The sequence below is a fragment of the Salinisphaera sp. G21_0 genome, assembly GCF_017744115.1.
Taxonomy (GTDB): Bacteria; Pseudomonadota; Gammaproteobacteria; order Pseudomonadales; family Endozoicomonadaceae; genus Endozoicomonas.
Map to the genome: position 1 here is coordinate 62,862 of NZ_JAGHQW010000008.1, position 22,799 is coordinate 85,660.

General features: G+C 46.1%; 20 protein-coding genes. 11 read left to right on the forward strand and 9 right to left on the reverse strand.

Annotation, left to right across the window (positions count from 1 at the left end; genetic code table 11):
• Positions 1-6: 6 nt before the first annotated feature.
• From tssC to J7439_RS05905, 5 genes are read left to right on the forward strand one after another with little or no spacing between them, the layout of a single operon-like run.
• A complete protein-coding gene (gene tssC / locus J7439_RS05885; protein WP_209200897.1) occupies positions 7-1,491 on the forward strand; it encodes a type VI secretion system contractile sheath large subunit in 1,485 nt (494 codons plus the stop codon).
• A gap of 8 nt (positions 1,492-1,499) precedes the next feature.
• Complete coding sequence (locus J7439_RS05890; RefSeq protein WP_209200898.1) at positions 1,500-2,756, forward strand: type VI secretion system contractile sheath domain-containing protein; 1,257 nt, start codon at positions 1,500-1,502, stop codon at positions 2,754-2,756.
• Between the two features lie 13 nt (positions 2,757-2,769).
• Positions 2,770-3,159 (forward strand): GPW/gp25 family protein, encoded by a 390-nt coding sequence (locus J7439_RS05895; RefSeq protein ID WP_209200899.1) that lies wholly within the window; start codon positions 2,770-2,772, stop codon positions 3,157-3,159.
• On the forward strand, positions 3,138-4,907 hold the full coding sequence (locus J7439_RS05900) for a type VI secretion system baseplate subunit TssF (protein WP_209200900.1): 1,770 nt from the start codon (positions 3,138-3,140) through the stop codon (positions 4,905-4,907). Before J7439_RS05895 ends, J7439_RS05900 begins: the two co-directional genes overlap by 22 nt.
• A complete protein-coding gene (locus tag J7439_RS05905) occupies positions 4,900-5,835 on the forward strand; it encodes a type VI secretion system baseplate subunit TssG (RefSeq protein WP_209200901.1) in 936 nt (311 codons plus the stop codon). The genes J7439_RS05900 and J7439_RS05905 overlap by 8 nt, the downstream gene beginning before the upstream one ends.
• 34 nt (positions 5,836-5,869) lie before the next feature.
• Here the strand turns inward: J7439_RS05905 and J7439_RS05910 are convergent, their stop codons facing one another.
• The 7 genes from J7439_RS05910 to J7439_RS05935 form a co-directional block, all read right to left on the reverse strand.
• The gene (locus J7439_RS05910; protein WP_209200902.1) at positions 5,870-7,312 is read right to left on the reverse strand and encodes a hypothetical protein; all 1,443 of its coding nucleotides are present in this window, start codon (positions 7,310-7,312) and stop codon (positions 5,870-5,872) included.
• A gap of 47 nt (positions 7,313-7,359) precedes the next feature.
• The gene (locus J7439_RS05915) at positions 7,360-8,217 is read right to left on the reverse strand and encodes a YopT-type cysteine protease domain-containing protein (RefSeq protein ID WP_209200903.1); all 858 of its coding nucleotides are present in this window, start codon (positions 8,215-8,217) and stop codon (positions 7,360-7,362) included.
• A gap of 88 nt (positions 8,218-8,305) precedes the next feature.
• Complete coding sequence (locus J7439_RS05920; RefSeq protein WP_209200904.1) at positions 8,306-9,136, reverse strand: hypothetical protein; 831 nt, start codon at positions 9,134-9,136, stop codon at positions 8,306-8,308.
• 149 nt (positions 9,137-9,285) lie between these two features.
• On the reverse strand, positions 9,286-10,365 hold the full coding sequence (locus J7439_RS05925; RefSeq protein ID WP_209200905.1) for a hypothetical protein: 1,080 nt from the start codon (positions 10,363-10,365) through the stop codon (positions 9,286-9,288).
• A 223-nt stretch (positions 10,366-10,588) separates the two neighbouring features.
• Positions 10,589-10,720: a hypothetical protein gene (locus J7439_RS26350; RefSeq protein ID WP_286198220.1), complete on the reverse strand. Its 132-nt coding sequence runs from the start codon at positions 10,718-10,720 to the stop codon at positions 10,589-10,591.
• 526 nt (positions 10,721-11,246) lie between these two features.
• Positions 11,247-13,274, reverse strand: coding sequence for a baculoviral IAP repeat-containing protein (locus J7439_RS05930; RefSeq protein ID WP_209200906.1), 2,028 nt, complete (start codon positions 13,272-13,274; stop codon positions 11,247-11,249).
• Between the two features lie 138 nt (positions 13,275-13,412).
• Positions 13,413-16,712 carry a hypothetical protein gene (locus tag J7439_RS05935; protein WP_209200907.1) on the reverse strand — a complete coding sequence of 1,100 codons (3,300 nt, stop codon included), beginning with the start codon at positions 16,710-16,712 and terminating at the stop codon, positions 13,413-13,415.
• Between the two features lie 380 nt (positions 16,713-17,092).
• Between J7439_RS05935 and J7439_RS05940 the strand changes: the two genes are divergently transcribed.
• On the forward strand, positions 17,093-17,545 hold the full coding sequence (locus tag J7439_RS05940; protein WP_101748767.1) for a ferritin-like domain-containing protein: 453 nt from the start codon (positions 17,093-17,095) through the stop codon (positions 17,543-17,545).
• 180 nt (positions 17,546-17,725) lie between these two features.
• Here the strand turns inward: J7439_RS05940 and J7439_RS05945 are convergent, their stop codons facing one another.
• Entirely contained in the window at positions 17,726-18,109 is a 384-nt protein-coding gene (locus J7439_RS05945) for a DUF2237 family protein (RefSeq protein WP_209200908.1), read from the reverse strand.
• 206 nt (positions 18,110-18,315) lie between these two features.
• On the opposite strand from J7439_RS05945, the gene J7439_RS05950 reads away from it, so the two are divergent.
• From J7439_RS05950 to J7439_RS05970, 5 genes are all read left to right on the forward strand, one after another.
• Positions 18,316-19,146 (forward strand): hypothetical protein, encoded by an 831-nt coding sequence (locus J7439_RS05950; protein WP_209200909.1) that lies wholly within the window; start codon positions 18,316-18,318, stop codon positions 19,144-19,146.
• 145 nt (positions 19,147-19,291) lie between these two features.
• Positions 19,292-19,693 (forward strand): hypothetical protein, encoded by a 402-nt coding sequence (locus tag J7439_RS05955; protein WP_209200910.1) that lies wholly within the window; start codon positions 19,292-19,294, stop codon positions 19,691-19,693.
• Complete coding sequence (locus tag J7439_RS05960) at positions 19,668-19,877, forward strand: hypothetical protein (protein ID WP_209200911.1); 210 nt, start codon at positions 19,668-19,670, stop codon at positions 19,875-19,877. Before J7439_RS05955 ends, J7439_RS05960 begins: the two co-directional genes overlap by 26 nt.
• 152 nt (positions 19,878-20,029) lie before the next feature.
• Positions 20,030-20,218: a hypothetical protein gene (locus J7439_RS05965; RefSeq protein WP_209200912.1), complete on the forward strand. Its 189-nt coding sequence runs from the start codon at positions 20,030-20,032 to the stop codon at positions 20,216-20,218.
• 18 nt (positions 20,219-20,236) lie between these two features.
• The gene (locus J7439_RS05970) at positions 20,237-20,482 is read left to right on the forward strand and encodes a hypothetical protein (RefSeq protein WP_209200913.1); all 246 of its coding nucleotides are present in this window, start codon (positions 20,237-20,239) and stop codon (positions 20,480-20,482) included.
• A gap of 47 nt (positions 20,483-20,529) precedes the next feature.
• Here J7439_RS05970 and J7439_RS05975 read toward each other — a convergent pair whose 3' ends face one another.
• On the reverse strand, positions 20,530-22,632 hold the full coding sequence (locus J7439_RS05975; RefSeq protein ID WP_209200914.1) for an ankyrin repeat domain-containing protein: 2,103 nt from the start codon (positions 22,630-22,632) through the stop codon (positions 20,530-20,532).
• Positions 22,633-22,799 lie beyond the last annotated feature (167 nt).

Consider the following 22,799-nt stretch of genomic DNA (forward strand, 5'->3'; position numbering starts at 1 on the left):
ACTATCATGAGTGATGTTGAAGCTAACCTCGCTGAAACAAACCTTCCGGATGTTTTTGCCAACGGTGTTTTATTAACCCTTCAGGAAAACCGGGGCCAGAGCAATGCAGATGACCTTAAGTCTCTGATCATCAATCTTGTTATTCAATTCAGAGAAGGGCACCTGAAGTGGATGGGTAACCTGACCCATACCATCAACGATGCGGTTGCCAATATTGATGCCCTTGTTTCACGGCAGTTGTCTTCTGTAATGGCAAACCCTGATTTTCGCAGGTTGGAGGGCAGTTGGCTGGGGCTGCAAAAGCTGGTACGTAACTCAGAACTCGGTACCAGCTTGAAGATAAAACTCTTTGATGCCTCTCAGCAAGAGTTGCTAACGCAATTTGAGAATGCACCTGCTGTTGATCGCAGTCCACTGTTTAATAACTTCTATCAGCAGGAGTTCGGTACGGCCGGTGGTGAGCCTTATGGCCTGCTGGTGGGCGATATGTATTTCAGCTACAGCGATCAGGATATTACGCTGCTCCGTTATCTTGCGGAAGTTGCCGCCGCCAGCCACTGTCCTTTTATAGCGGCTGCCCCCTCCGGGATGTTTGAATTACCTTCTTTTGTTGCCCTGGCAGAAGGTCGGCCTGTAGCCACAGGTTTTGATGATCCGCTCTATGGTGCCTGGAATGCTTTCAGAAGCTGTGATGATGCCCGCTTTGTTACCTTGACCATGCCCCGTGTATTGGCCCGGCTCCCCTACGGGGCCGAGACCAACCCGGCAACCCGATTTGACTTTGAGGAGCTGGCCCGCAGCGAGGAAGGCGTTGTTCAACTGGATCATGAACGGGACTTTGTCTGGACCAACGCCGCCTATGAACTGGCGTTGAATATGACCAGGGCATTTAGCCAGTCTGGCTGGTGTACCGCCATTCGTGGCGTTGATAATGGCGGCAGGGTAGAGAACTTACCCAACTTTACTTATCAATCGCTGTCAGGTGATCGTCTTCAGTATTGTCCTGCCGAGGTCAATCTTACCGATGAACGGGAGAAGGAACTCAGTGACCTCGGTTTCCTGCCGTTGGTGCATTATAAAGGGCAGAACTTTGCCGTGTTCCTGGGCGCGCAAACGGCACAGAAACCGCAGACTTTTGTTGAGCCGGAAACCACAGCCAATGCTGCGATATCCGCCCGGCTGCCCTATGTTATGGCCTGCAGCCGGATTGCCCATTATCTGAAAGTGATGGGGCGTGATTATATCGGTTCCAATTTGACCGCTGAAGACGTTGAAAAGCAGCTGAAGAACTGGATTGGCCAGTATACCAACCCCAATGCCATTGGTAATGAAGCCAGGGCAAGATGCCCCCTCAGGGAGTCGCAGGTCTCGGTAGTAGAACAAAAAGGCAAGCCCGGCAGTTATTTTGTGGTTGCCAATCTCAGGCCCTGGCTGCAAATGGAAGAGCTTACTGCGTCGCTGAGAACTGTGGCCGCCATACCCTCTTCGTAATGACTGATATGGGCACACTGGAAATCAACATTTTACGCCTGGTTGCAGCGATTGATGACCTGCTGCATTGTCAGGTTCAGGTCGTTATTGATTCTGTCGCCTATACAGAACTCAAGGCAACCTGGGCCGGTTTGTCCTGGCTGGTCCAGCAGCAACAGGATGGCGATGGCACTAAAGTCAAGGTTATGGATTTATCTCAGGCAGAGTTGCACAACAACCTGCAATCGTCGGGCAATCTGTCACAAACCCTGCTCTATCAGAAGGTGTACCGGGAAGGGCTATGTATGCTGGGAGGGGAGCCTTTTGGTTTGTTGATGGCAGACTATCGCTTTGAGTTTTTCAACCATATCCCCTCTGAGCAGGCAGAGCTTGTTGGCAAACTGTCTGAGTTGGGAGAACTGTCTCTCTGTCCTGTTGTTCTTGGTATGGGCAACCAGTGGCAATGTGACAACCCTGCGTTATCCAGCTGTGCATCAAGGTTGGAAAGGGTGGGTACATTTGCCGATTATGAAGGCTTCAGAGCCATCAGAGAACAGGCGTCTGCCGTTTTTCTTGCCGTTACCTGGCCTCGTTTTACTAACGGCAGTGACCGGGGGGCTTACGACAAGGTTTATCTACCTCGCACCAGGGCTGTCTGGTGTCATAGTGGTTATGCGCTACTTGCCCTGGTGGTCAGGGAATTTGGTGAGCATGGCTGGTTTTCCGGCTTGCAGGCTTGGGGCGAGGGGGTCAAGTGTGGAGCTCTACTGCCCGATCAGCCGGGAACCATGGCTGAAGTCCGGCTGACTGAATCGGTGGAATCGACCTTTACCAGACTGGGCATCATGCCGCTGGGTAGCGGCTGGCTTGACCATAGAACGGGTTTTTTTTCCATGTCCATGACCGGGGTACTCCCGGGAAAGGAGTACTGCCAGTTTCTGCCGCCTTTGCTGATTGTCTGTCGTTTTGGGCATTATCTGAAAGTAAAAGCCCGTGAGCGGGTAGGCTCGACCCATCAGGTTGTGGAGTATGCACACGACCTGCAACGGTGGCTTGACCAATACTGCAGCCCCTCAGAAATCAGGGACCTGTCCCTGCTGGCGGTTTCGCCTCTGAAATGGGCAAAATTTTCGGTTCAGGAGGTAGAAGACAAGCCGGGAGTATTTCTGGCAACGCTGGAACTGCTCCCGCACTTGCCGCCGGGATTTACCCTGGATGCATTAAGAATTCACTTGCAACTGTCAACGGAGTCTGATGATTTTCTGTCACATCACACCGACGGATAGTGTGGAGGTAATCATGTTCGAAAAGTTTATTAATATGTCCACTCCTGACGAGCATGACAGTATCCGTGGCGCTGTCGTCTACACCATAGTGACTCTGCTATCAACCCGGGCTCCTCCCGGAAATTCAATGCTGTCTGGCCGCAATGAAGCCGGGCCCGGACAAACCGGTCTTGCCGGTTTTGGCATACCGTGCTGTCAGACTCACCTGATCGATAACCTTCGCCTGCGGCAAACGCTCTGGCAGCGAATTCTTATCTTTGAACCACGCCTGGACTGGGTAACGGTGCATGTAGATTATGGACAGAATCTACTGAGTTTTTTTATCGAAGGGGCGTTATCGGATCGTTACCAGCAGAATATTCAATTCAGGGTTAGTTACCCATGCCATCTACACATAAGTTGAGTCTACAGAACAGGCGTTACGAACAGGAGTTACACAAACTTCGGGTTAAGCTCCGGACGTTTGCCAGTGAGCAGCCAGAGACCGCCCGGCAACTGGATTTGAACGAGGGTTACCCATCAGATCCGGATATATCCCGTCTTCTTGAGGGGGTTGCCTGGCTCTGTACCGAGCTCCAGATTCGCCTGGATGATGGTTATGAGTCCGTCTGTCGACAGATATACCAGCTGTTTTATTCGGATTTTCTCAAGCCGTTACCGGCACTGGGCATTCTGACATTTGCCACTGGCACATTAAAGGAAGAAACAACCCTTGAGAAAGGGGAATTGTTTGAACTTGCGGATAAACAGGGTAAATACCAGTTTCAAACCTGCAGAAACCAATACCTGATACCGGTCAATATAAACGGCATTAAAAGCCTTTCAGCTCCATTCCCGGAAGAGGTTATGGCGCTATTACCGGAGGTCCGTTCAGCTCTGAAGGTTTCCATTGCCAGCAATGATTTGTCCACCGGCCTGGGAGAATACCTGGGACAGGGCATAGAGTTTTACGCCAACCCGAACGCTTTAAGGGCCGATGAGTTCCTCGATACCCTGGTCAGTTCATTGAAACGTATTCTGATCTGCTTTGATCAACAGGTGATCACCATACCCGTGGAGCGATTATCATGGCCGATGTTTGGTGGCGATTGCCGTATATTACCAACAGATCCCGGTCTTTCCGACAGCCATCTGCTGCTGATGAATTTTTTTCAGGCACCGGAACTGTTCCGTTTTCTTCATCTCGATCTCACCGGTTATGCCGAAAAAATCCGCAGTACAACACTGGATATTCTCTGGTTACTGGATGATGAGATCGAACAAAGTACCGAGAATATCGGGCTGGATCATCTGCTGCTGGGCTGTACGCCAGTGGTTAACCTGTTTGAGGGTTATACCAATCCGGTCAAAATCAACCATGAAACCCATGATACGCCGCTATCCATGGGGCCACTGCACCATCATGCACGGATACGGGAAATACTTTCAGTCACCGATATCACCGAGCCGGAGCAGTCTGTTGAACTATCAGCGCTGTTTCATTCCAGCTTTGAACAGGTCCGTTCAGACGTGAGCTGGCAGTTCAGCAGAGATCAGGACACTGACTATCTACAGTTCATATACACAGGGCAGCATAATCACCCTGACAGGCGATTGCTGGCAGTAAAATGCCTTTGCTATGATCCGCAGGCCAGCCAGTTGCCGGTTACGGCTAAAGTCAGAGGGATCAATGTGTCTTTGCCTTGCGGTATTCGTTTGTTAAATGATACTTCCAGGGTGTGTGTGGATGGTTTGTTGTCTGCGGGAGCCAGCTGGGATTTACTCTCGGCCTTACAGCTGAATATACGCAGTTTCAGAATCCACAGGAATGAGGCCAGTAAATTACAACACTTGCTTGAATTATTTATCCAGCCGGGCTCGGGGAATGCCGGCCAAATAGTGCGGAGTATTGAGTCGCTGGAAGTGTCACATGACCTTCGGCCCACCATAATAGACAACCGCCATTTTGTCAGTCAGGGCTGCTGTTTTCATATAACCCTGAATTGTCAGGAATTAACCGCTTTTCCTGCAACGCTGTTGTTAAACCTGCTGTGCCATGTACTCAATTTCTGGCGGCCGATGGGTACCCATAGTCGTATGATAGCGCATTTAAAGTCGGGTGCTGACGGTGGCATAAAGACCCTGAGTTTCCCGGTACTGACTGATGACTGATACTATCCAAAGCTCGCTATTCAAACAGTCTGAAAGATTTGAGTTTCGCCAGGTTCTAAGGATATTGCTTGCTATCGATGGGAAGCTTCCGGGAATATTGACCTCTTTATATGGGTATCAGTCTGATCAGGAAGTATTCGCCCTGAATGCCACCGACAACGAGACGGTTGTGATGGCAAACCTTCCCTGTTTGACCGGTCCTAAAGGCATCATGCCCCATTACTTTCAAGATGCTTTGCGACAGGTTTACATTGAGCAACAAAAATCCGGTCTTTTTAATTTTATTGAATTATTTAATCGTACAATCCTTGAAAAACGCTTTGCAATAGATCAATACGCATCACTGCCCATGATGCTTGAGCGTATCCATCAACTCGGCAAGTGGCCGGGGGCTTTTTTAGATATCAACGGGTTATCACAAACCACTGACAGGGTATTCACTAACCTTACTTTATTACGATTCCATTCGATCCTGAAAGTAAAAACCACCTATATTGGTGACCTGAGCAGGATGCTATCGTTCTACTTTAATTTGCCGGTCAAAGTGCGTTGGGGGCATTTGTCGCATTATACGTTAAATGAAGATCAGTGTTGGCACCTTGGTTACAAGACCAGTAATCCTCTTGGCAGAGGATTACTGTTGGGAAGGCAGGTTATGACCAATGATATGTCATGTACCATACATGTCAGCGTAAACAGTAGGGGCCTTTGGCAAAAACTGAAGACAAAGAATACAATAAACAGTTTGTACAATTACGGTTATTTGCTGATGAATTGTACAACTTTAAAATGTTACGCCGAAATACCGGGTTGTCTTCTTGAGGCTCCTGTGCTATCTGCAGGCAGAATACGTTTAGGACAATATCAGGTTCTGGGTCCTCAGTCTTGCGATAAGAAAAAGGTTCAAGTGCTTTTGGCGAAAACATAATCCGGCATTGCCCGAAGATTGAGATCGGTGATTGCTACGTACAATATTTGTGATAAAACCCTGAAAAATGCTCGTTTAACTGTTCCAGGTTTTTAAATGGATACTCTTTCCGTCCGGACAATGAAGATAAACGATCTGATTTTATAGACTGAATAAACTCTATAATCCGGATTGCAGCATTAACATGGCTGGTTAAACCCTCTGACCACTCAGCTCTCATTATACGGAAGAAATAGGCCAGACAAGACAAGGTCAGTATGTGCAGGCAGTCTTTCTCTTCCTGAGGCTTTCCTTCAAGTTGAGCTTTATGGCATTTGTAAGCCGGATAGAGTATGGCCCGCCTGAAATTATATATTTCATTACTTCGCAGTATAGCTGAACTGGTAAAATCAACGCTGGATGTTTCCACAGGTTCCGCGAGTTTAATACCATCGAGCAAGATTGGTTGTAATTTGCCAGAAGCGATGCTTGTTTCCAGAGCCATAATTTCTTTTACTCGTTCGGCCCTGGCCGGGTTATTAATATCTCCATCCTCCTGACTCATAAAACGGGTGAAAAATCGGCTGATTCCACAATCCTTTCCTTCTTTTATGGAAGAGGCGTTCATCGAATGAAAAATCAGATATTTGATATTGTCCAGTTCTGAAAATCTAACTGCTAATAATTCAGTGTCAAGACCCAAAGTATGAAGAAGGATATTCCATGATATGTTTAAATGGGCTATCTGCCTGTACTCCTCGGGTATACATGAATTTTTAATTCTTTGATTTATATAGTTGTCAATAGTGTTCAACTCAGGGTTCCTGATTAATACGCCATTCATTATTATTGTTTCTTTGACGGCCAGCTGATAATGAAGGTTCTGTTTATTTGTTTCACTGGTTTTCATGCAGGTCAAAGCCAGTTCGTTGATTGCCGTAGTGATATTATCTGCCAATTTTCCTGTACTGGCTTGAGCCTGCTTACTATCACTTGAACTGGGGCTAAGTGACTTCCTGTTTTCAATTATTGTTATAAGCTCCTCAAATCTACTGAGTATGGACGTATTATTATCCAGCATTGTTTCTAATTCCTGATCTGTCATTGTAATTTCCTGCTTCGGCTTGATGTCAGTAGTCGATATTGAACAGGTCGGATCATGGTCCTCAAGTCGCCTGTAAATAGCAGGCTTCATGGAGTTGAGTTCTTCTTGTATTTTATGACCAATATCCTCACGATGGTTGCCGGTTGTCAGATAAAGGACTTTGCTAGCTGCCAGCTTGATTTCATGGTAATTATTCAAACTCTTTACCAAATTACTGCTGGCTTTTTGATAGTCACTGTATCGGTTACTTCCCACCCGTTGAGAGAACCAGTTCATTGGATTGATCAACTGACCAATTCTGTTGAACACCGATGCTGGTCTTCCACCCCTGATACGGGAGGGATCTCCCAGATAAACTGTTTGTTGAGTATTGTTGGCAGTGTTTGATTTCATGCAGTTGTCCATGCTATTAACCTCTGACTAATAGTGGAAACCAATGGTTACCGGCATGGGGCATAAAAACAGTTCTCATACCATTCAGAAAGACCTACAATAGGAAGGCTGTAGGGTGATGCAAGAAAAAAGTATGGAAACCAGTTGATAAAGGTGTTCTTATCTGAAAAATAGAACTCACCAAAGTTGGGATCAAAAAAACAGGCATCCTGAGCAATCCAGGCTGCCATCGCATGCCCACTAAAACCAAAAATTCTAATCAAGGCATAGTTTCCATAATGGCAATTATGTAAGTCTCGCTGCACATTTATGGCAATGTCTCTGGCATAATCGCCTTTAGACATGTTTTCACGAATATCAGACCGTGTTTGTTCCTCGTTAAATTTATACCGACCAGCCCACGAATAATTGATGTTTCGAAGTTGTAGGATGCCATGGCGCCCAAGCCATAAGTCAATTGAAGATTCTTGATTAACATCTCCCGAATTACTCTCTAATATCAAACCGGATTTCAGTGTATAAGTAACGATAAACTGCTGCATAATTTGTCTGATTTTTGAAGGGTTGATGTCATTTTTTTCAATTGAACCGGAAGTTGATAGCCAGCTGGCAAGACTGCTGTTATGGGCATGCCGTTCAATCCACCGGGCCGCTAGCATCTCACATATACCTCTTCGTGATTCCGGGAGACTTCCAATGATTCCAGCTACCGGATTTTCCACCTGTGAAAAGTGCCATGTGCAGGAGCCATTAAATTTGCTTACAGTCTTTCGTACTCTTTTAATAAATTGTCTTATAACAATAAACGAGGAATCTTGCATAGTTTTATCACCGTCAATACAGTCTTTACTAATAACCCCTGAAGTTCCAGGTAAGGATTTGAAATGACCTTTGTAGTTTGCCATGAGCCAAGGTTGAGAATATCACTGTTTTTGTTAGTAAGGCAGTTATTCATTTCTTATTCCTGAGTTATCAGAGCTGGTGAGTGAAAAATTAACTCATCTTACCTGCACCATTTGTACCGATACGATAATTCTGCCTTTGTGCCCTGGTTTGCCTGCCTTTCTCGGATGCTTCGTATTTGGCCCTGGCTTTCCTGCCTTTACCGGATGCTTCGTATTTGGCCCTGGCTTTCTTGCCTTTACCGGATGCATCGTATTTGGCCCTGGCTTTCTTGCCTTTACCGGATGCTTCGTATTTGGCCCTGGCCCTTGCTCTGGCTGCTTTTCCCTTATCGGTTGCTTCGTATTTGGCCCTGGCTTTTGCCCTGACTCTTTTACCCTTGTCGGATGAACGGTATTTGGCCCGGGTCTTCTTGCCTTTATCAGATGTTTCGTATTTTGATCTGCCGTCGGATAGATCATATTTGGCTTTGGCCTGTTTATTTGGTAACAGAAAAATATCTTCAAGAGTGGTAGCCTGAGTTGAATGTGTAGTTGGTTGAGGTTTAATTATCTCAGCCTTTTCAACCGACCCGGAAATAGTACCGGCACGAACTTGTGTATTGTCAACATGAGTGGAACTTTCTTCAGATTGATGATGACTGTTATTAACAATTGATATGCTTTGATTGGTTGATTGCCTTAAACCTAAAAGAGACTGGATCGAAAAACGTTCATTACCGGGAATGTATGCAGGGGGGGGAACCTTATTTTGAACTTTATTTCCGGGTATTAAGTCAACTGATTGATTTTTATCATGACAGCTGGCAACGATTACCACTGGTTTTTTTTCAAACCAGGGATTATAAAAAGGCACAGCTGGATGCTTAAGATAGTCTTCAGCAGTTTCATCACCACGCATAATGGATAGAATATTCGACACTTCTGAAACGTCACGGCAGAAGGCCCTGCCTATTGCTACTGATTCAGAAAAAGTAGAATCATGAAGGTAAGGTAAGCGGCCATAGGCTGCATTTAATCGAGCTGAAGCAAAAGAAGAATGGCTGTACATCGAACTATTGAATTATTGAATTATTGAACACCACCCTGAGACCATTCTTTCTCATAAAAGTTCAAGTTAGAAAATGGTAATTTTGACTGTCCCGGGTATATGGTGCCAGGGTTAAGAGGTAGTATGCCAATAGCGTTTTCTTTAGCTCTCTCTCTGGCGCTCTGCGAAATCGAGCTCATTGTGACAGCGCTTCTTTTGGTACTTTCTCTCAGGCTCTTGCGTAAGCGGGACTTTCTCTGAAGCATCCTTTTGCGCTCTCTTTCGCGCTGTGCGTAAGCGGGATCATTCTGGTAGCGAGTTCTTTTGCGATCCCTGTCACGCTCTCTCAGGCGCTCTGCGTAAGCAGGATCATTCTGTAAGCGAGTCCTTCTGCGCACCTTGTTGCCCTCGTTTTTGCGCTTGGCAAAGACAGGATCATTCTTATAACGCGCCCTTTCCCGTGCATTGTTGCGCACTCTTGTGCTCTCTGCGTAAGCAGGATCATTCTGTAAGCGATTCCTTCTGAACACCCTGTTGTACTCTTTTTTGCGCTTGGCATAGGCAGGATCATTCTGATAGCGCGCCTTTTCGCGGGCATTTTTGAGCGCTTTTTTGCTCTCTGCGTAAACGGTACCACTTTGAAATGGCACACTATCCGTAATCATTGTCACTGGCGTTGCTGGCTTAACATGATGATTAACAAACGCCCAATCAGTAGTGTAGGCTGGTTGATGAAGGTTATTATCAACACACAACAAGCATTGTGAGGCTCTTTGAGGTAAACCCACGTTATAAATATATGTGGGCTCACTACGCTGAAGTTTTCGTCTAACCGTAATATCAAGAACCTGATCTTGCCTGGTAAGGCCATCGATGATGACTATCGATCTTTTCTCAAACCGGGGATCATCAAATGGGTTATGAAAAGGGACAGCAGGCTGCTGAAGGTGGTTTTCAGTGGTTTCATCTCTACTCACAATATAGAGACTAGTGGCTGTTTCCCCAACGTCACGGGAAAAGGCCCGACCTGATGTGCCAGGTTCAGAAGAAGCAGTATCTTGAACGTACGACAAGTGATCAGGAGCTGCATTTACCTGAGCAGTAAAATAAAGTCTATCCATGATAAAGCCTCTGCCTTGTCAGTGTTCATACAGTTTCTTTTGCACTCGTGGCTTGTTTGTGAAGCTTCTTTTTACGCTTTAAATAATTTGTTTTTCTAATCACTCTTTGACGCTCCCTTTCACTTTCTGCATAAGTTGGATTATTCCGGTAGCGTTCCCTTTGGAGCATCCTTAGTAATATCAGTTCTGAAAAAGTCTGAAGGCGTGACATGTGGTAGAGGTGCTATGCCATGTCCATCCCAAAAGCCAGCGGAGCCAGTGTTATTGTATTGTTTACCTGGTTGATCATGATATAGAGGCAACGGTTCAATAGACGTTTTAACGGACACACCCTGGTACGTCGACTGTTGTTCATTTGTGCCTGTCTGAAGTGGTTGATCTGATGGTCTTGCAAAAAGGCTATCAATATCAAAATCGGGTAATTGATGATAGTAATACATTGAATTATATAATAATTGAATTATGTATTAAGACCTCCTCTTGTTAGAAAGGTTCCTATGATAAATAATCTGTCAGTATTATGTTTATCAAACAAACCCGGTAACTGCTTTTGGACCCTGTGTATCTCAAGGGATGGAGCATTGAATGCTTACGGTCACTGGTTTTTTAAACTTTCTCCCTGGGCGCACTGTCAGGGATGATGACTTTATGCAGGTAGAATAATCGAGATGGGTGTCTTTGGGAGCAGGCTTTAGAGTGAAACGGAAAATAAGCGGCTAATAAAGCCCGGGACGTTGAGATTGGTGAATTCCTGCATCACCAGGAGGTTGTTCGAGAATAGGCAGCCCTTCGCGGCAACTGCTCCTGGACGGGCATTATTCCCGGTCAGCCTCCTGGATGAATTGAATCAAGCATTCAGTTGGTTACAAAAAAATCAGATACTAGTAAGTTGATGGTTTGGTCGCATAAACCAGTGCATCCCATTGTTTATCAATCTTTGAATCAAAAAATTGATTTAGTGCCAATGAATCAACAAGATTCTTGGTTTCCCTGAGCCTATTTAATGAGGTGACATAGGCATATTCATTTGAACTGGAACTCCCTGCATTGTTTTGGTCGTAATGATCTGCTAACCCTTCAAAGTTGCTATCTTCCTTAGCCAGCCATTGTGAAAATTCTTCATCATGGGCTTTGGTAAATGCAAAAAATATTTCATCCTTGCATAAGTTTATCAAATAATTTTTTAACAGGCTTTTATTGTTTATTGCCTGAATAAATTCATATTGCAATCTTTCATAACAACCCTCGATAGCATCGACAGCACTACGACCCTCTTCTGAGAAATATTGTTGAATATGATTTTCAGAAAAATCACAAATTTCTCTTGCAAACCGGTTTTTTACATATGCTCTGATTTCAGTGGATTCATCACCTCCAAGGAGGTTGTGCCTGCCCAGGACGCTGATCAGTTGTTCCTCATGAATAAGTAGTTTGACTTTACCAAGCAATGAAAACCAGTTAATGCTGTTATCTTGATCACATATACCCTCCGTCAGTGATGCCGCCTTGAATCTTATTTTTATCAGGTCACAAACTTCTGCGGTATGGTCCTCGCAATCTTCGGATGACATACTTTCAATTATTTCGATAATTTCTCCAATGAGCTCTGGTTTTTTCAGCAGATTATTGAGTATTTCTTTGTATACATTACCCAGGTTTAAACGCTCTGAACGGTTTGCACTGTTGACCTTATCTTCAAGAATGTGAAGTTTCTGCATTTGAACTGGATTGAAAATATTTACAAGCCTTGCTTTGGCTTGGTTAACCGACAGATTAATATCTGCAGGTTGATTATCTGTTCTGTAATTTGCAGGATGCTCTTGATCAAGCCAGGATACTGGTGATGAAGTACCAGAACTAGAGCCAGACCTGTATCCGGATATAGAGCTGGAACTTGATCTGGAATCAAGTCTGGACCTGGATCTTTCTGCTCTGGATCTTTCTGCCCTGGATCGGGCTCTGGATCTGGCTGTTCTGGAGGATGAAGAGGCAAGAAAACGTGTTAAGTCATCGCTGGAGCTCGCCACTTGGCGATTACTCTGCCCACCGATAGGTTGACTGTATAAATGTCGCGATCCGGGAATAGTCCTGGCTACGTCATTTTTTTGTTCAGTGGTAAGGGCCTTTTGAATGGTATTAACCAAATCAACACCCAACTTCTTTCTGATAAACTGGCACTTTGGAAACTTCTGGGCATGTAAATCATCTGGCGTTTCATCTCTCTTCCAGTTTTCCAGACAACCACCACATGAAAAACATCGCACCAGTTCCCCATCTTTGAGTGAATAAAAACCGCTGTTGAAAATATCCTGATCAGAGACACCAGAGGAAAAAACGGACGAACGTCTTACATTTCTCCAGTTAGTATTATTAAATGTCTGCGCCCTGTTTGCCAGATTACTCATCACTTCGTTAAATGGTCTCTCAGGGTCAGTATCAGATCCACTGTTATCTTCTACATCAAATCCACTAATGGATATATCCCTGTCTGCAATACGAGAAGTTTCCCGGGCAACAGGAACTTCCTCAATATTGTTCACTACTAATAGTAACGACTTTAGATTATCATTTGAACGAATATCGTCGGCGATTTCCTCTACGGGCTGCCCGTAGTTGACATAATCATCACCACCAGAGTTTCTTAGATTTAAAAGAAGTTGGTCGTAATTTAAAAGCTCTGAAAAACCTTTTGCTATGTGGGTGTCACCAGTATTTACATCAACAAATTTAAAAATTGTCTCAGCTTCGGGTGAAGGTGCATTGGGTAAATGGGTCTGAGGGGTATTATTATAATCAACGCTATGGTGTCCCAGTATTGCTCTTGAGGGGCCAGCAGCTGCTTCGGTATCCTGCTGGTTTGTTGCAGAACTGAGGTCATAGGTATAATTACCGTTTCGAATGTTATTCATAACTCGAATAGATCCTTACTCATCAATCATTTTCTGGGATGAACATCTGTAATTGCTGAAATTAGTTAATAGATGATATTTAATAATTTAAAAAAATTAAATAAAAAACTGATAATTTAATCAGGATTGGTTTTGTGGTTAATTGCTTTCAATCTGATTAACTGTTTCAAGTTTATGAGTTTTTTCAATGTTCATTATTGCCAGTAGTGTTTTGATGAAGTCCTTCCTCTTGAACTCATAATCATTAACATGATGTGTTGTCGCTAGCCAGTCGTTTATTCTATGTTCAAAATCCTTACGGCAAGCATGGCTGGTCAATTTTATTTGCAGCGTTTCAGTCAGCACAGGCAGGCGATGTTGTTGTTCTTGAAGGTGATTGGTCTGGCCGTCAGGTTGTTTGGGTTGGGCTTCTTGCAGAGCGATAAACTGCCGGGCTTTATTCAGGCTAAGCAGGCAGCGCATAAACAAACCATAAATACGCTCATCAGGGGTTTGAGGAAGATTAAACAGAATGGTTCGTGGCAGGTATTCTGTTCCTTTTTGCAATTGTTCTATCAGCAAGTCAAGATTGTTAGCGAGGTATTCCAGCGTATCGTTCAGTAATCGGGTTTCTTCAGCAAACGACAGGCACCATACCGGCCTTTCAACGCCGGGAACGTGCACGGGCAATTGTACGGCCTGTTCATGGGCTACTCTGGCGACAATGCTGATCTGAAGTACCATTGCTTTCATCCCCAAATCACCGTCATTAAATTGAATATTGTAGGCGTGTGGCAGTTTAATCGCCTGACACCCCCGGATTGGCCGGATAATGATGTTTTTGGGGATTTCAGAATCACTGTCGGTGTTCAGTGCCTGCAGCCTGTCAAAGAGTGTTCTGGCAGAGGCTTCTTGCGTGCAGATAATGTCAATGTCATTAAATGATGAGCAGAGGTTCTGTAAAAAGCGTGCGTAAGAACCGGTAATCAGCATGGGTGGATTGGTATAAGAATCATTGATTTCCTGAATAATCTCCAGTGTTTTCAGGGTAAGCGCAGTAAACCGCGAAACCTGCTTTTGCAAAAAACCGGTGTCACCGGTTGTTAACCGCTGTTTCAGGGTTTGACCCACAATGGCACGGTTAGCTGAGTGCCTGTTGCTATCGAACAGTAACTCATCCATTGTACTGGCGTCACAGCAGTATTGTGCGAACCAGCAGCCTAATGCGTGGCACAGCTTGCTTGCGGCTGGAAAGCTTTGAAGACACTCCAGAGCCTGATGCTTAGTGATCTTCCGTCCATCAATAGACTGTCCCGTGATATAACAGTATGTCAGGAAGAAGAAATGCAGGCGTGAATTCTGAAATGAGCGTCTCAGCGTCCTGATGGACAGCAATACCTGTTCTGCTGATACTCTCTGATGATCAATGGGTAGCCCATGCTGCATAGCCATGAACTGCACTATACATTGGAGTCGATGTTGCTCATCATCTTTCACCATGACATTGTTTAAGATGTGCCAGGCCTCTTGAAGTATACTGCGGGTGTCGCTGGTTTCATCGAACTGCTGAGGTGGTGTCAACCTTTGAATCAGATACCTGGCTTGCTTTGCAGAATAATCTCCGGGAGCTTCATTAAACGCTGCTAATACCTCTCTGTTATCCAGATAGTGGCCATTCAATTCCCTGGCGCTCAATGTCAGCTGAGTATAAAAAATAGCTCTTTCGAGCAACCAGCCTCCACGCTCATAATCCTTAACCACGGCCTCCGGTTTGACCGGCTGGCCATTCAGCAACATACCCCTGAGACAACATTGTTCTTTAAAGCGCGCCAACTCCAGTGTGGCTTTGGCTGCCTGATAATCGTTAACCACCGCCTCCGGTGTGACCTGCTGACCATTCAACGGCAGGCCCCTCAGGCAGCATTCCGCTTTGAATCGCCCCAGCGCCAGTGTTGCCCTGGCTGCCTGATAATCGTTAACCACCGCCTCCGGTGTGACCGGCTGACCATTTAATGGCAAGCCTCTCAGACAACATTCCGCTTTGAAGCGGGCTATCCCCATTTTGCGATCCGGACTATCGAGGAAATGCTTGACCACCGTATCCGGTGTTACGTTCTGACCATTTAATGCCAGGCCCCTCAGGCAACATTGTTCCTTAAAGCGCGCTATCCCCAGTTTGCCTTCCGGACTGCCCGGGAAACACTTGACCACCATATCCGCTGTGACCGGCTGGCCATTCAATGTCAGGCCCCTCAGGCAACATTCTGCTTTGAAACGTGCGATCCCCAGTTTGCCTTCCAGACTGCCCGGAAAACACTTGACCACCATATCCGCTGTGACCTGTCGGCCATTCAACGTCAGCCCCCTCAGGCAGCATTCCGCTTTGAAACGTGCGACCCCCAGTTTGTTATCCTGACTTTCCTGAAAGCCCTTAACCACCGCCTCCAGTGAGATCTGCTGGCCATTCAACGTCAGGCCTCTCAGGCAACATTCCGCTTTGAAGCGCGTTATTCCCAGTTTGCCTTCCGGACTGTCCGGGAAATCCTTTACCACCGAATCCGGGTTGACCTTCTGGCCGTTTAACAGCAGGCCCCTCAGGCAACATTGTTGTTTAAAGCGAGCCAGCTCCAGTGTTGCCCTGATGGCCTGAAAATCCTTAACCACTGAATCCGGTGAGACCTGCTGACCATGCAAGGTCAGGCCCCTAAGGCAACATTCCGCTTTGAAGCGCGCCAGATCCAGTGTCGCTTTGGCTGTCTGATAATCTTTCACCACTGCATCCGGTTTGACCTGCTGGTCATTCAGCATCAATCCCCTCAGACAGCATTCTTCTTTGAAACGCGCCAGCTCCAGTGGTGTACTGACTGTCTGATACCCCTTAATCACCGTATCCGGTGTGACCTGCTGGCCATTCAACGGCAGGCGCTTCAGGCAACACTCTTCCTTAAAACGCATTAGCCCGAGTTTGCCCTTCGGACTATCCGGGAAATCCTTCACCACCTCATCCGGTGTGACCTGCTGGCCATTTAACGCCAGGTTTCTCAGGCAACACTCTGCTTTGAAGTGCGCCAGCTCAAGTGTTGCTCCGACTGCCTGAAAATCCTTGATTACTACATCCGGTGTGACTTGCCGGTCATTCAATGCAAGCCCTCTCAGGCAACATTCTTCCTTAAAGCGCGCCAGCTCCAGTCTTGCCCTGACTGCCTGATAATCCCTGACCACTTGCTCCGGTGTGACCTGCTGGCCATGCAATGGCAAATATCTCAGGCAACATTCCGCTCTGAAGCGGGCTATCGCTAATTGGTACTTATTGTGCTGATCTGGCTTCTGGCGAAACTCTTGAATGACCTGATCCGGGGTAACTTTGCTATCGTCGTGTAAAATGTTCTGTAAGCAGAGCTTCTGCAGGAAGAAGCCGCTTCTTATCGTCGAGCTATCATTTCTATAGGCTTTAAGCACGTCAGCCGTGGTGATTTTACGGCTTTGTAACTGTTTATTTTGCCAAAAGCTGTCTTCAATCTGTTTGCCTCTATCCGGGATGGAGGCTTTGCTTTGAGACTGCTGGTTTGAGACTTTTTTGCCGTTAAAGGTACTTCTGGAGCGGTTGGGCGGCCGACGTGAACCGGCTGCCTGGTCAATCCTGCCAGCAGGCTTTGAGTGAGAGGAGGTCGATGTGTTTGCTTTCAGAATGTAACCCTGAACAGCTGGACTTTAAACACCGCCTTTTGACCTCAAAATGATTATTAGGTTCTTGACTTGGTGAAATATCATCCTGACTGGTTCACTGATAATTCTGACTATACTTTCAGGCTCAAATATAACCTTGAGATGAGGTGTTTATGTCCACTGAGCATCAGGCCGTAGTGGTCAAGTTGAACCAGATTCTGGAGCATGAGCTGGCAGGGGTTGTACGATACAGTCACTACAGCTTTATGGTGTTTGGCTATAGCAGGATTCCCATTGTTGGATGGTTTCGTTCAGCAGCAACAGAAACGCTGAATCATGCCTATGAAGCGGGAGAAATGATCACTTATCTCGGTGAGCACCCATCCCTTGGCATCGGTGGGCTTTTGGAAACCTCGAAACATGATATTCACGACATCCTTATGGAATCTCTGGATTTTGAGAAGCAGGGGGTAAAGTACTATTACGATCTATTGGAACTTGCTGAGAAAGATAAACTGGTGGTGGTTGAAGAGTATGCCCGCCGTTTGATAGCAGATGAGGAAACTCATATAGGCGACATAGATAAAATGCTGAGGAAACCAGGCGAGATCGCCAGCGTGGTTTAGATTGTTATGGAGTCGGCTTCTCTTTCATTAATCGCAGCCAGGGCTTGAACAGACTGGCTGCGGGTTCTTCAATGTACAAGATGACACTTGGCAAACCCTGCGATGGCTGTGTACCCGCATGATAGCGTTTTGCCTTGCACAGTAACTGCCCACATAGCCAGAAATATACGATGCCACGACTTAGCTGATATCAATGGCAAATTGCTTCAAAACAGTCAGTTCAATCACCTTCAGCGTATTGATATGGGTCGCCCGGATATAAACAGGAGGTGCTACATTGTTTTCCAATGCTTCTTGCCATCGTGCTGCACACAGGCACCATCGATCACCGGCCCTGAGTCCGGGAAAGTTCCATTCCTCCCGGGGGGTGATCAGGTCATTGCCCCTGGACAGCGAGTATTGCAGAAATTCATCAGTCATGTGAGCACACACCGTATGCCCCCCTTTGTCATCGGGGTGGGTATGGCAGAAACCGTCACGAAAAAAGCCGGTGACAGGGTCCTTGCAGCAGGTTTCCAGTATAAGTCCAAGCACATTTTGTTGTTCGAAGAATGACTCGGCCATTTATTTGACTCCCATATTTTGTTTATCCGACATTATAGGATAAGAGATCCATTCTACTTTTTTTGTATTGATACCTGAAAAGTGAAGTCATTGAGTCAACATCCATGATCTCTGTCAGGATATTCTCAGAATTTTGAACCTTTCGGTACGAAGCACTGTCGAAATACCTACATATTTTATATATGAAAAATGGTTGTTTTTCAGTCATGAGTATTGTTCTGGCAGATTCAGGTGTAAGGCTATCCTATAGTGATGCGTTCTGGTTTAAGTATGAAGGGTACCGGGAAGACACCTGTGTCGTATATTCTGCCATAAGAGCCTTTACTGACACTGTTGCCAGAAATGTAGAATTAGCCAGAGATAACTTTGTTCAACATTTGGATGTCCATCTCGGAGAGCGTATTGCAAAGCGCATAAGTGAATGGCAGGTCTCCATTCCATTAGCGATTCCGGTAAGTCAGGGAATGTTTGATTATACTGCAGGACCTCACTTGGAAAACTCTCCCAGGGCAGAAGAGTTGTCACAATATTTGAATTCACTTTTAAACGAAATGACATTTAAAGGTATTACACCAGAGCAATCATTTACTAAAATAAGCAAATTGTATGATCTGGCTCAGGCATTTGCAGATGAAGCCCGTTGCCTGCCTGAAAGTTGGTATCGTTATGGCCCGCAACCCACTGCAGGATTACCCAGGTTATCCTCACCCGGCTACCCTCGTAGTGATCCTCGCCATATTCCGGAAGAAGACGTCTGCCTGAGAGAGCAACGCCTTGGTTATGCTGAAATGCTGCATCAACAAATTATTAATTCAGTGAAAATTATTTTTAAGCACATAAGTGATTTGTCACCACCATTTAATCAAACAAATACTGATCGCACAGGAGAAGATGAAATCAGGTGTGTGATGAATTTTAGAGAATATTGGTTAGGTAATAAAAAGCTGTGTGAACAATTAATGAAAAGTTGGCGTCAGGATATTAGAGAGGGAATAGAGTCTCTGGATTTTAACAAGCGAATGTTTTCCATGGTGTAAGGACAGGAAAGCAACAGCGATTTTACAAAGGCTGCATTTTTACAGAAATAGAGGAACTTTTTTTGATATAAAGGCCAGTTATTGCCGGTTATAAACTCACCTTCGTCATCACTCTGGCATTCTGATTACTCTATGTATTATTACCATGAATTTATTACCCAATACAGTACATTCATTCTCAACAGTATCGTTTAAGAACCCTGAGAGTTGCCTGGTGCAACAAGGCAAACATTCAAACACTGAAACTCGCCATTCCCCGGGTAGCAGAGAGCAGATAAGGCAGGAATTGCTGGAAGCTGTGAGGGCTGGTACGTTTGGAGCCCGGCAGATAATGATGTATCCTGAGTATTCATTTCATACAAGATTCAATAAAGAGTTCGCTTATCTGGACCATAACGATAAGTTACCAAAAGCGCCAAGGCCGGTCATCCTGATTTTGGAAGACGTGCCCTCGATATTAGGACCGGACCATGTCACCGTAGGCATTATAAATCCCGATACGCTTGCTGCGTTTAAAAAAAATGACCGAAACATGCGCCCTGGATGATAATGCTCTCCAGCCGGATGAATTGCGTGTTAAATGCCTGCCTGACCACAGATCACTGAAAAGTAAATTGGAGGAGCAAGCTAACTCCATCGATCAGAAATATCAGAAAACGACATCAGGACATCTGAAAAAGAATGGCACATTCAAACCGCCTGAATTCAGGGAAAAAATTGTGAAAAGTTAACACGCCATTCAGAATGGTTAACCACCGGTTATATAAAATCACAAATCAGATGCTTTTTATCTGTAAAAGAGGACATTGACAAAAGTATTACCGAGCATCTTCAGGATAAGCACCAATTAGAAGAGGTTTTTGGCATTGAGTCATTGCCCTGGATGGTTTATTCCCAGCAAAGCGGTTCTGCTGAGGTTTATTTTGAGGATGAGTTCAGTGGTCATCTGTTAGCGCATAATGAAGCCAGGCTCAGCAATTTTGCGTTTTCCCATAATATTTCTGAAGAGACCTTCAAGCGGGTATTGAATCTTCTGCCAATGCCATTAAAAGCAAAAACCCTGAATCAATAGGGCTTCAGTTTATTAAGTATGGAAACACAAGATGCCATCGCTCAAGAGGTGCAACGACTGCAATTGAAGGGGATACTTATGAGCCTCGGCACATTAACCCAGGAAACCCTGAAATCACGTCGGGCAAAAAGAGTACTTGCGCAAAGAGGATTTGCAGTGGTCAGTCGGAAGCGCTTCAGGGGATACAATGACAAAGGCGGGATAAAAATGCAGAAAATGCTGGTACCTCTGCGGATTCGTCCAAACCATGAGACTGCTGTTTAGCCAGTAAGGCATTGGGCCTGAATAATGGCAGGTCGTATTGCTCCGGTTTATGGGAAAAATTTTTCCTTCATCAGTTCTTTTTTCAAAAAATAAGGTAAATCCAAAGAAGATATTGTTCGTTTATCAAACACAGCATCCAGACGCCTCTTGCACAAACTTTCCAGACTGAGGGGGGTTTCCTGGGGGTTGTAGCCAAATTTCTGAGTGACTGTTTGGATAACATCCGGTGCCTGACTTCTTTCCGGACAGGCACCATAGTAGAGCAGTTCAAAAGCAATTTCCCAGAACCCTCTTTGGTTGGCCCAGAACAGGGGAGTACCATCTCCAACGTTATGACTATGGACATCCGCCTTATGCCGCAACAACAACAGCACCACCCGGTAATTTCCTGCAAGAGCCGCCCTCGTCAAAGGCGTAAAATAACCAGAGGAATGGCCATGAACATCCGCCTTATGCTGCAACAATAACTGCACCACCTTGTCATGTCCTGCATAAGCCGCCCGGGTTAAAGGAGTACCCTGGGCAGAGGAATGACTATTAGCATCCGCCTTATGCTGCAACAATAGCTGCACCACCTTGTCATGCCCTGCATCCGCCGCCTGAGTCAAAGGAGTGCAAGCACCAGAGGTGTGACTATGGGCATCCGCCTTATGTTGCAACAATAACTGCACCACCTTGTAATGTCCTTTGGCCGCCGCCTGCGTCAAAGGGGCAGCATTACCCTTGGCACGACTATGAACGTCCGCCTGATGCTGCAACAATAATTGCACGACCTGGTCATGCCCTGCCAACGCCGCTATTGTTAAGGGTGTATGTTCCCCGCAGGTATGGCTGTGAATATCGGCACCGTATTGCAACAGCAGTTTAACAAATTCAATTCGTCCGAAATGAGCCGCCAGGGCCAGCGGGCTGAGGGGAAAGCCACTACTTTGGGCTTTGTAATCAGGATCAGCACCGGATTGCAATAGAAGTTTCGCTAACTCAATATTCCCCCGATTGATTGCCCCTCTCAGTGGTGAATAGACTCTGAGCCCACTGCCGTTTACATTATCCGCATTATACTTCAACAGCAATTTTACGGTTTCGATATCACCATTCTCAACAGCTATTCTAAGCAGACCTCTCTGGTCAGCCGGACCTTGCCACTGTGCGCCATGTTTCAGCAACAGCTGCACCAGCTCAACATGACTATAATGGACAGCTTCGATCAGGGCATTCGACCTGAAATAGCCGCCGTAAAAGCTGTTAACGTTGGCTCCATGACTCACCAGTAGTCGGGCAATCTCAATATCTCCCTTGCTTGCTGCCCTGCACAGTGGCGACGACCATCCAGAATCATTACCATCAGCGTCGGCTCCCATAGTCAGCAACAGTCGTACGCTCTCGATATGGCCATTTTTGGTAGCCTGAGTCAGAGGCGTTACGCCTCTGCGGGCAAAGCTGTCAATATCCGCGCCATGGGCCAGCAACAGGCTTATCGCCTTGACCTGCCCCATTCTGGCAGCCTGGGTCAGGGGAGTCCGCCAACCAACGGTATTGCCGTTAATATCCGCCCGGTGATCAAGCAACAGCTGCATAAGTTCAATGTTACCCCGGGCCGCAGCCGTGGCCAGTGGCGTCATGCCTTTGGCATCCCTGTGGTTAACATCTGCCCCGGACTTCAGCAGTAACCTCGCAATGTCAACTGACCCATGCATGGCGGCCCGGGTTAATGGGGTAAAACCCTCTCTGCCGGGGAATCTGCGGGCTTTACGCTGCTTCCGCAAGCCTTCGTTGCGGCCATCAACCTCGGTGCCATTTTGCAGCAGCCATGCCACCATTTTGATATCCCCGCACTCAACTGCGCAATTCAGCGGGACCCTGCTGGTAGCGCCGGTGCAGTGTACGACTTCATCACTGTTGTCGCCGGTTCCAGCAGCCAGGCCGTCCGTCTTGACTGCGGTTTGCACGCTCACAGAACGATTATGACCATGGGGGGGCTGTAACCCGGTGCTGCCGAATACGCCCGGATCGTCGGGTCCAGAGCTACGGGGAATCTGGTTGACATATGTGGGTGAATCAGTGTCGTCTATATTATCCGAAGTTTCTGAGGCTCCAGCAGCACCGGCTTGTAGCAAGGCTGGGTAACCACCGGCATTAAGTGGTTGCATGGTAACTTGTCATGTGTCCTGATAGGTGTCAGGTTGCTTAGAACAATAACCATGGAAATAAGTTCCGGCCAGGAGGCTGACCGAGAATAGCGCCCGAAGCGAGGATGGCAGAAAATTGAGGATAAAAATTCGGTTTTGTGAGGTGAATAGCGGGGCTATTTGCCGAA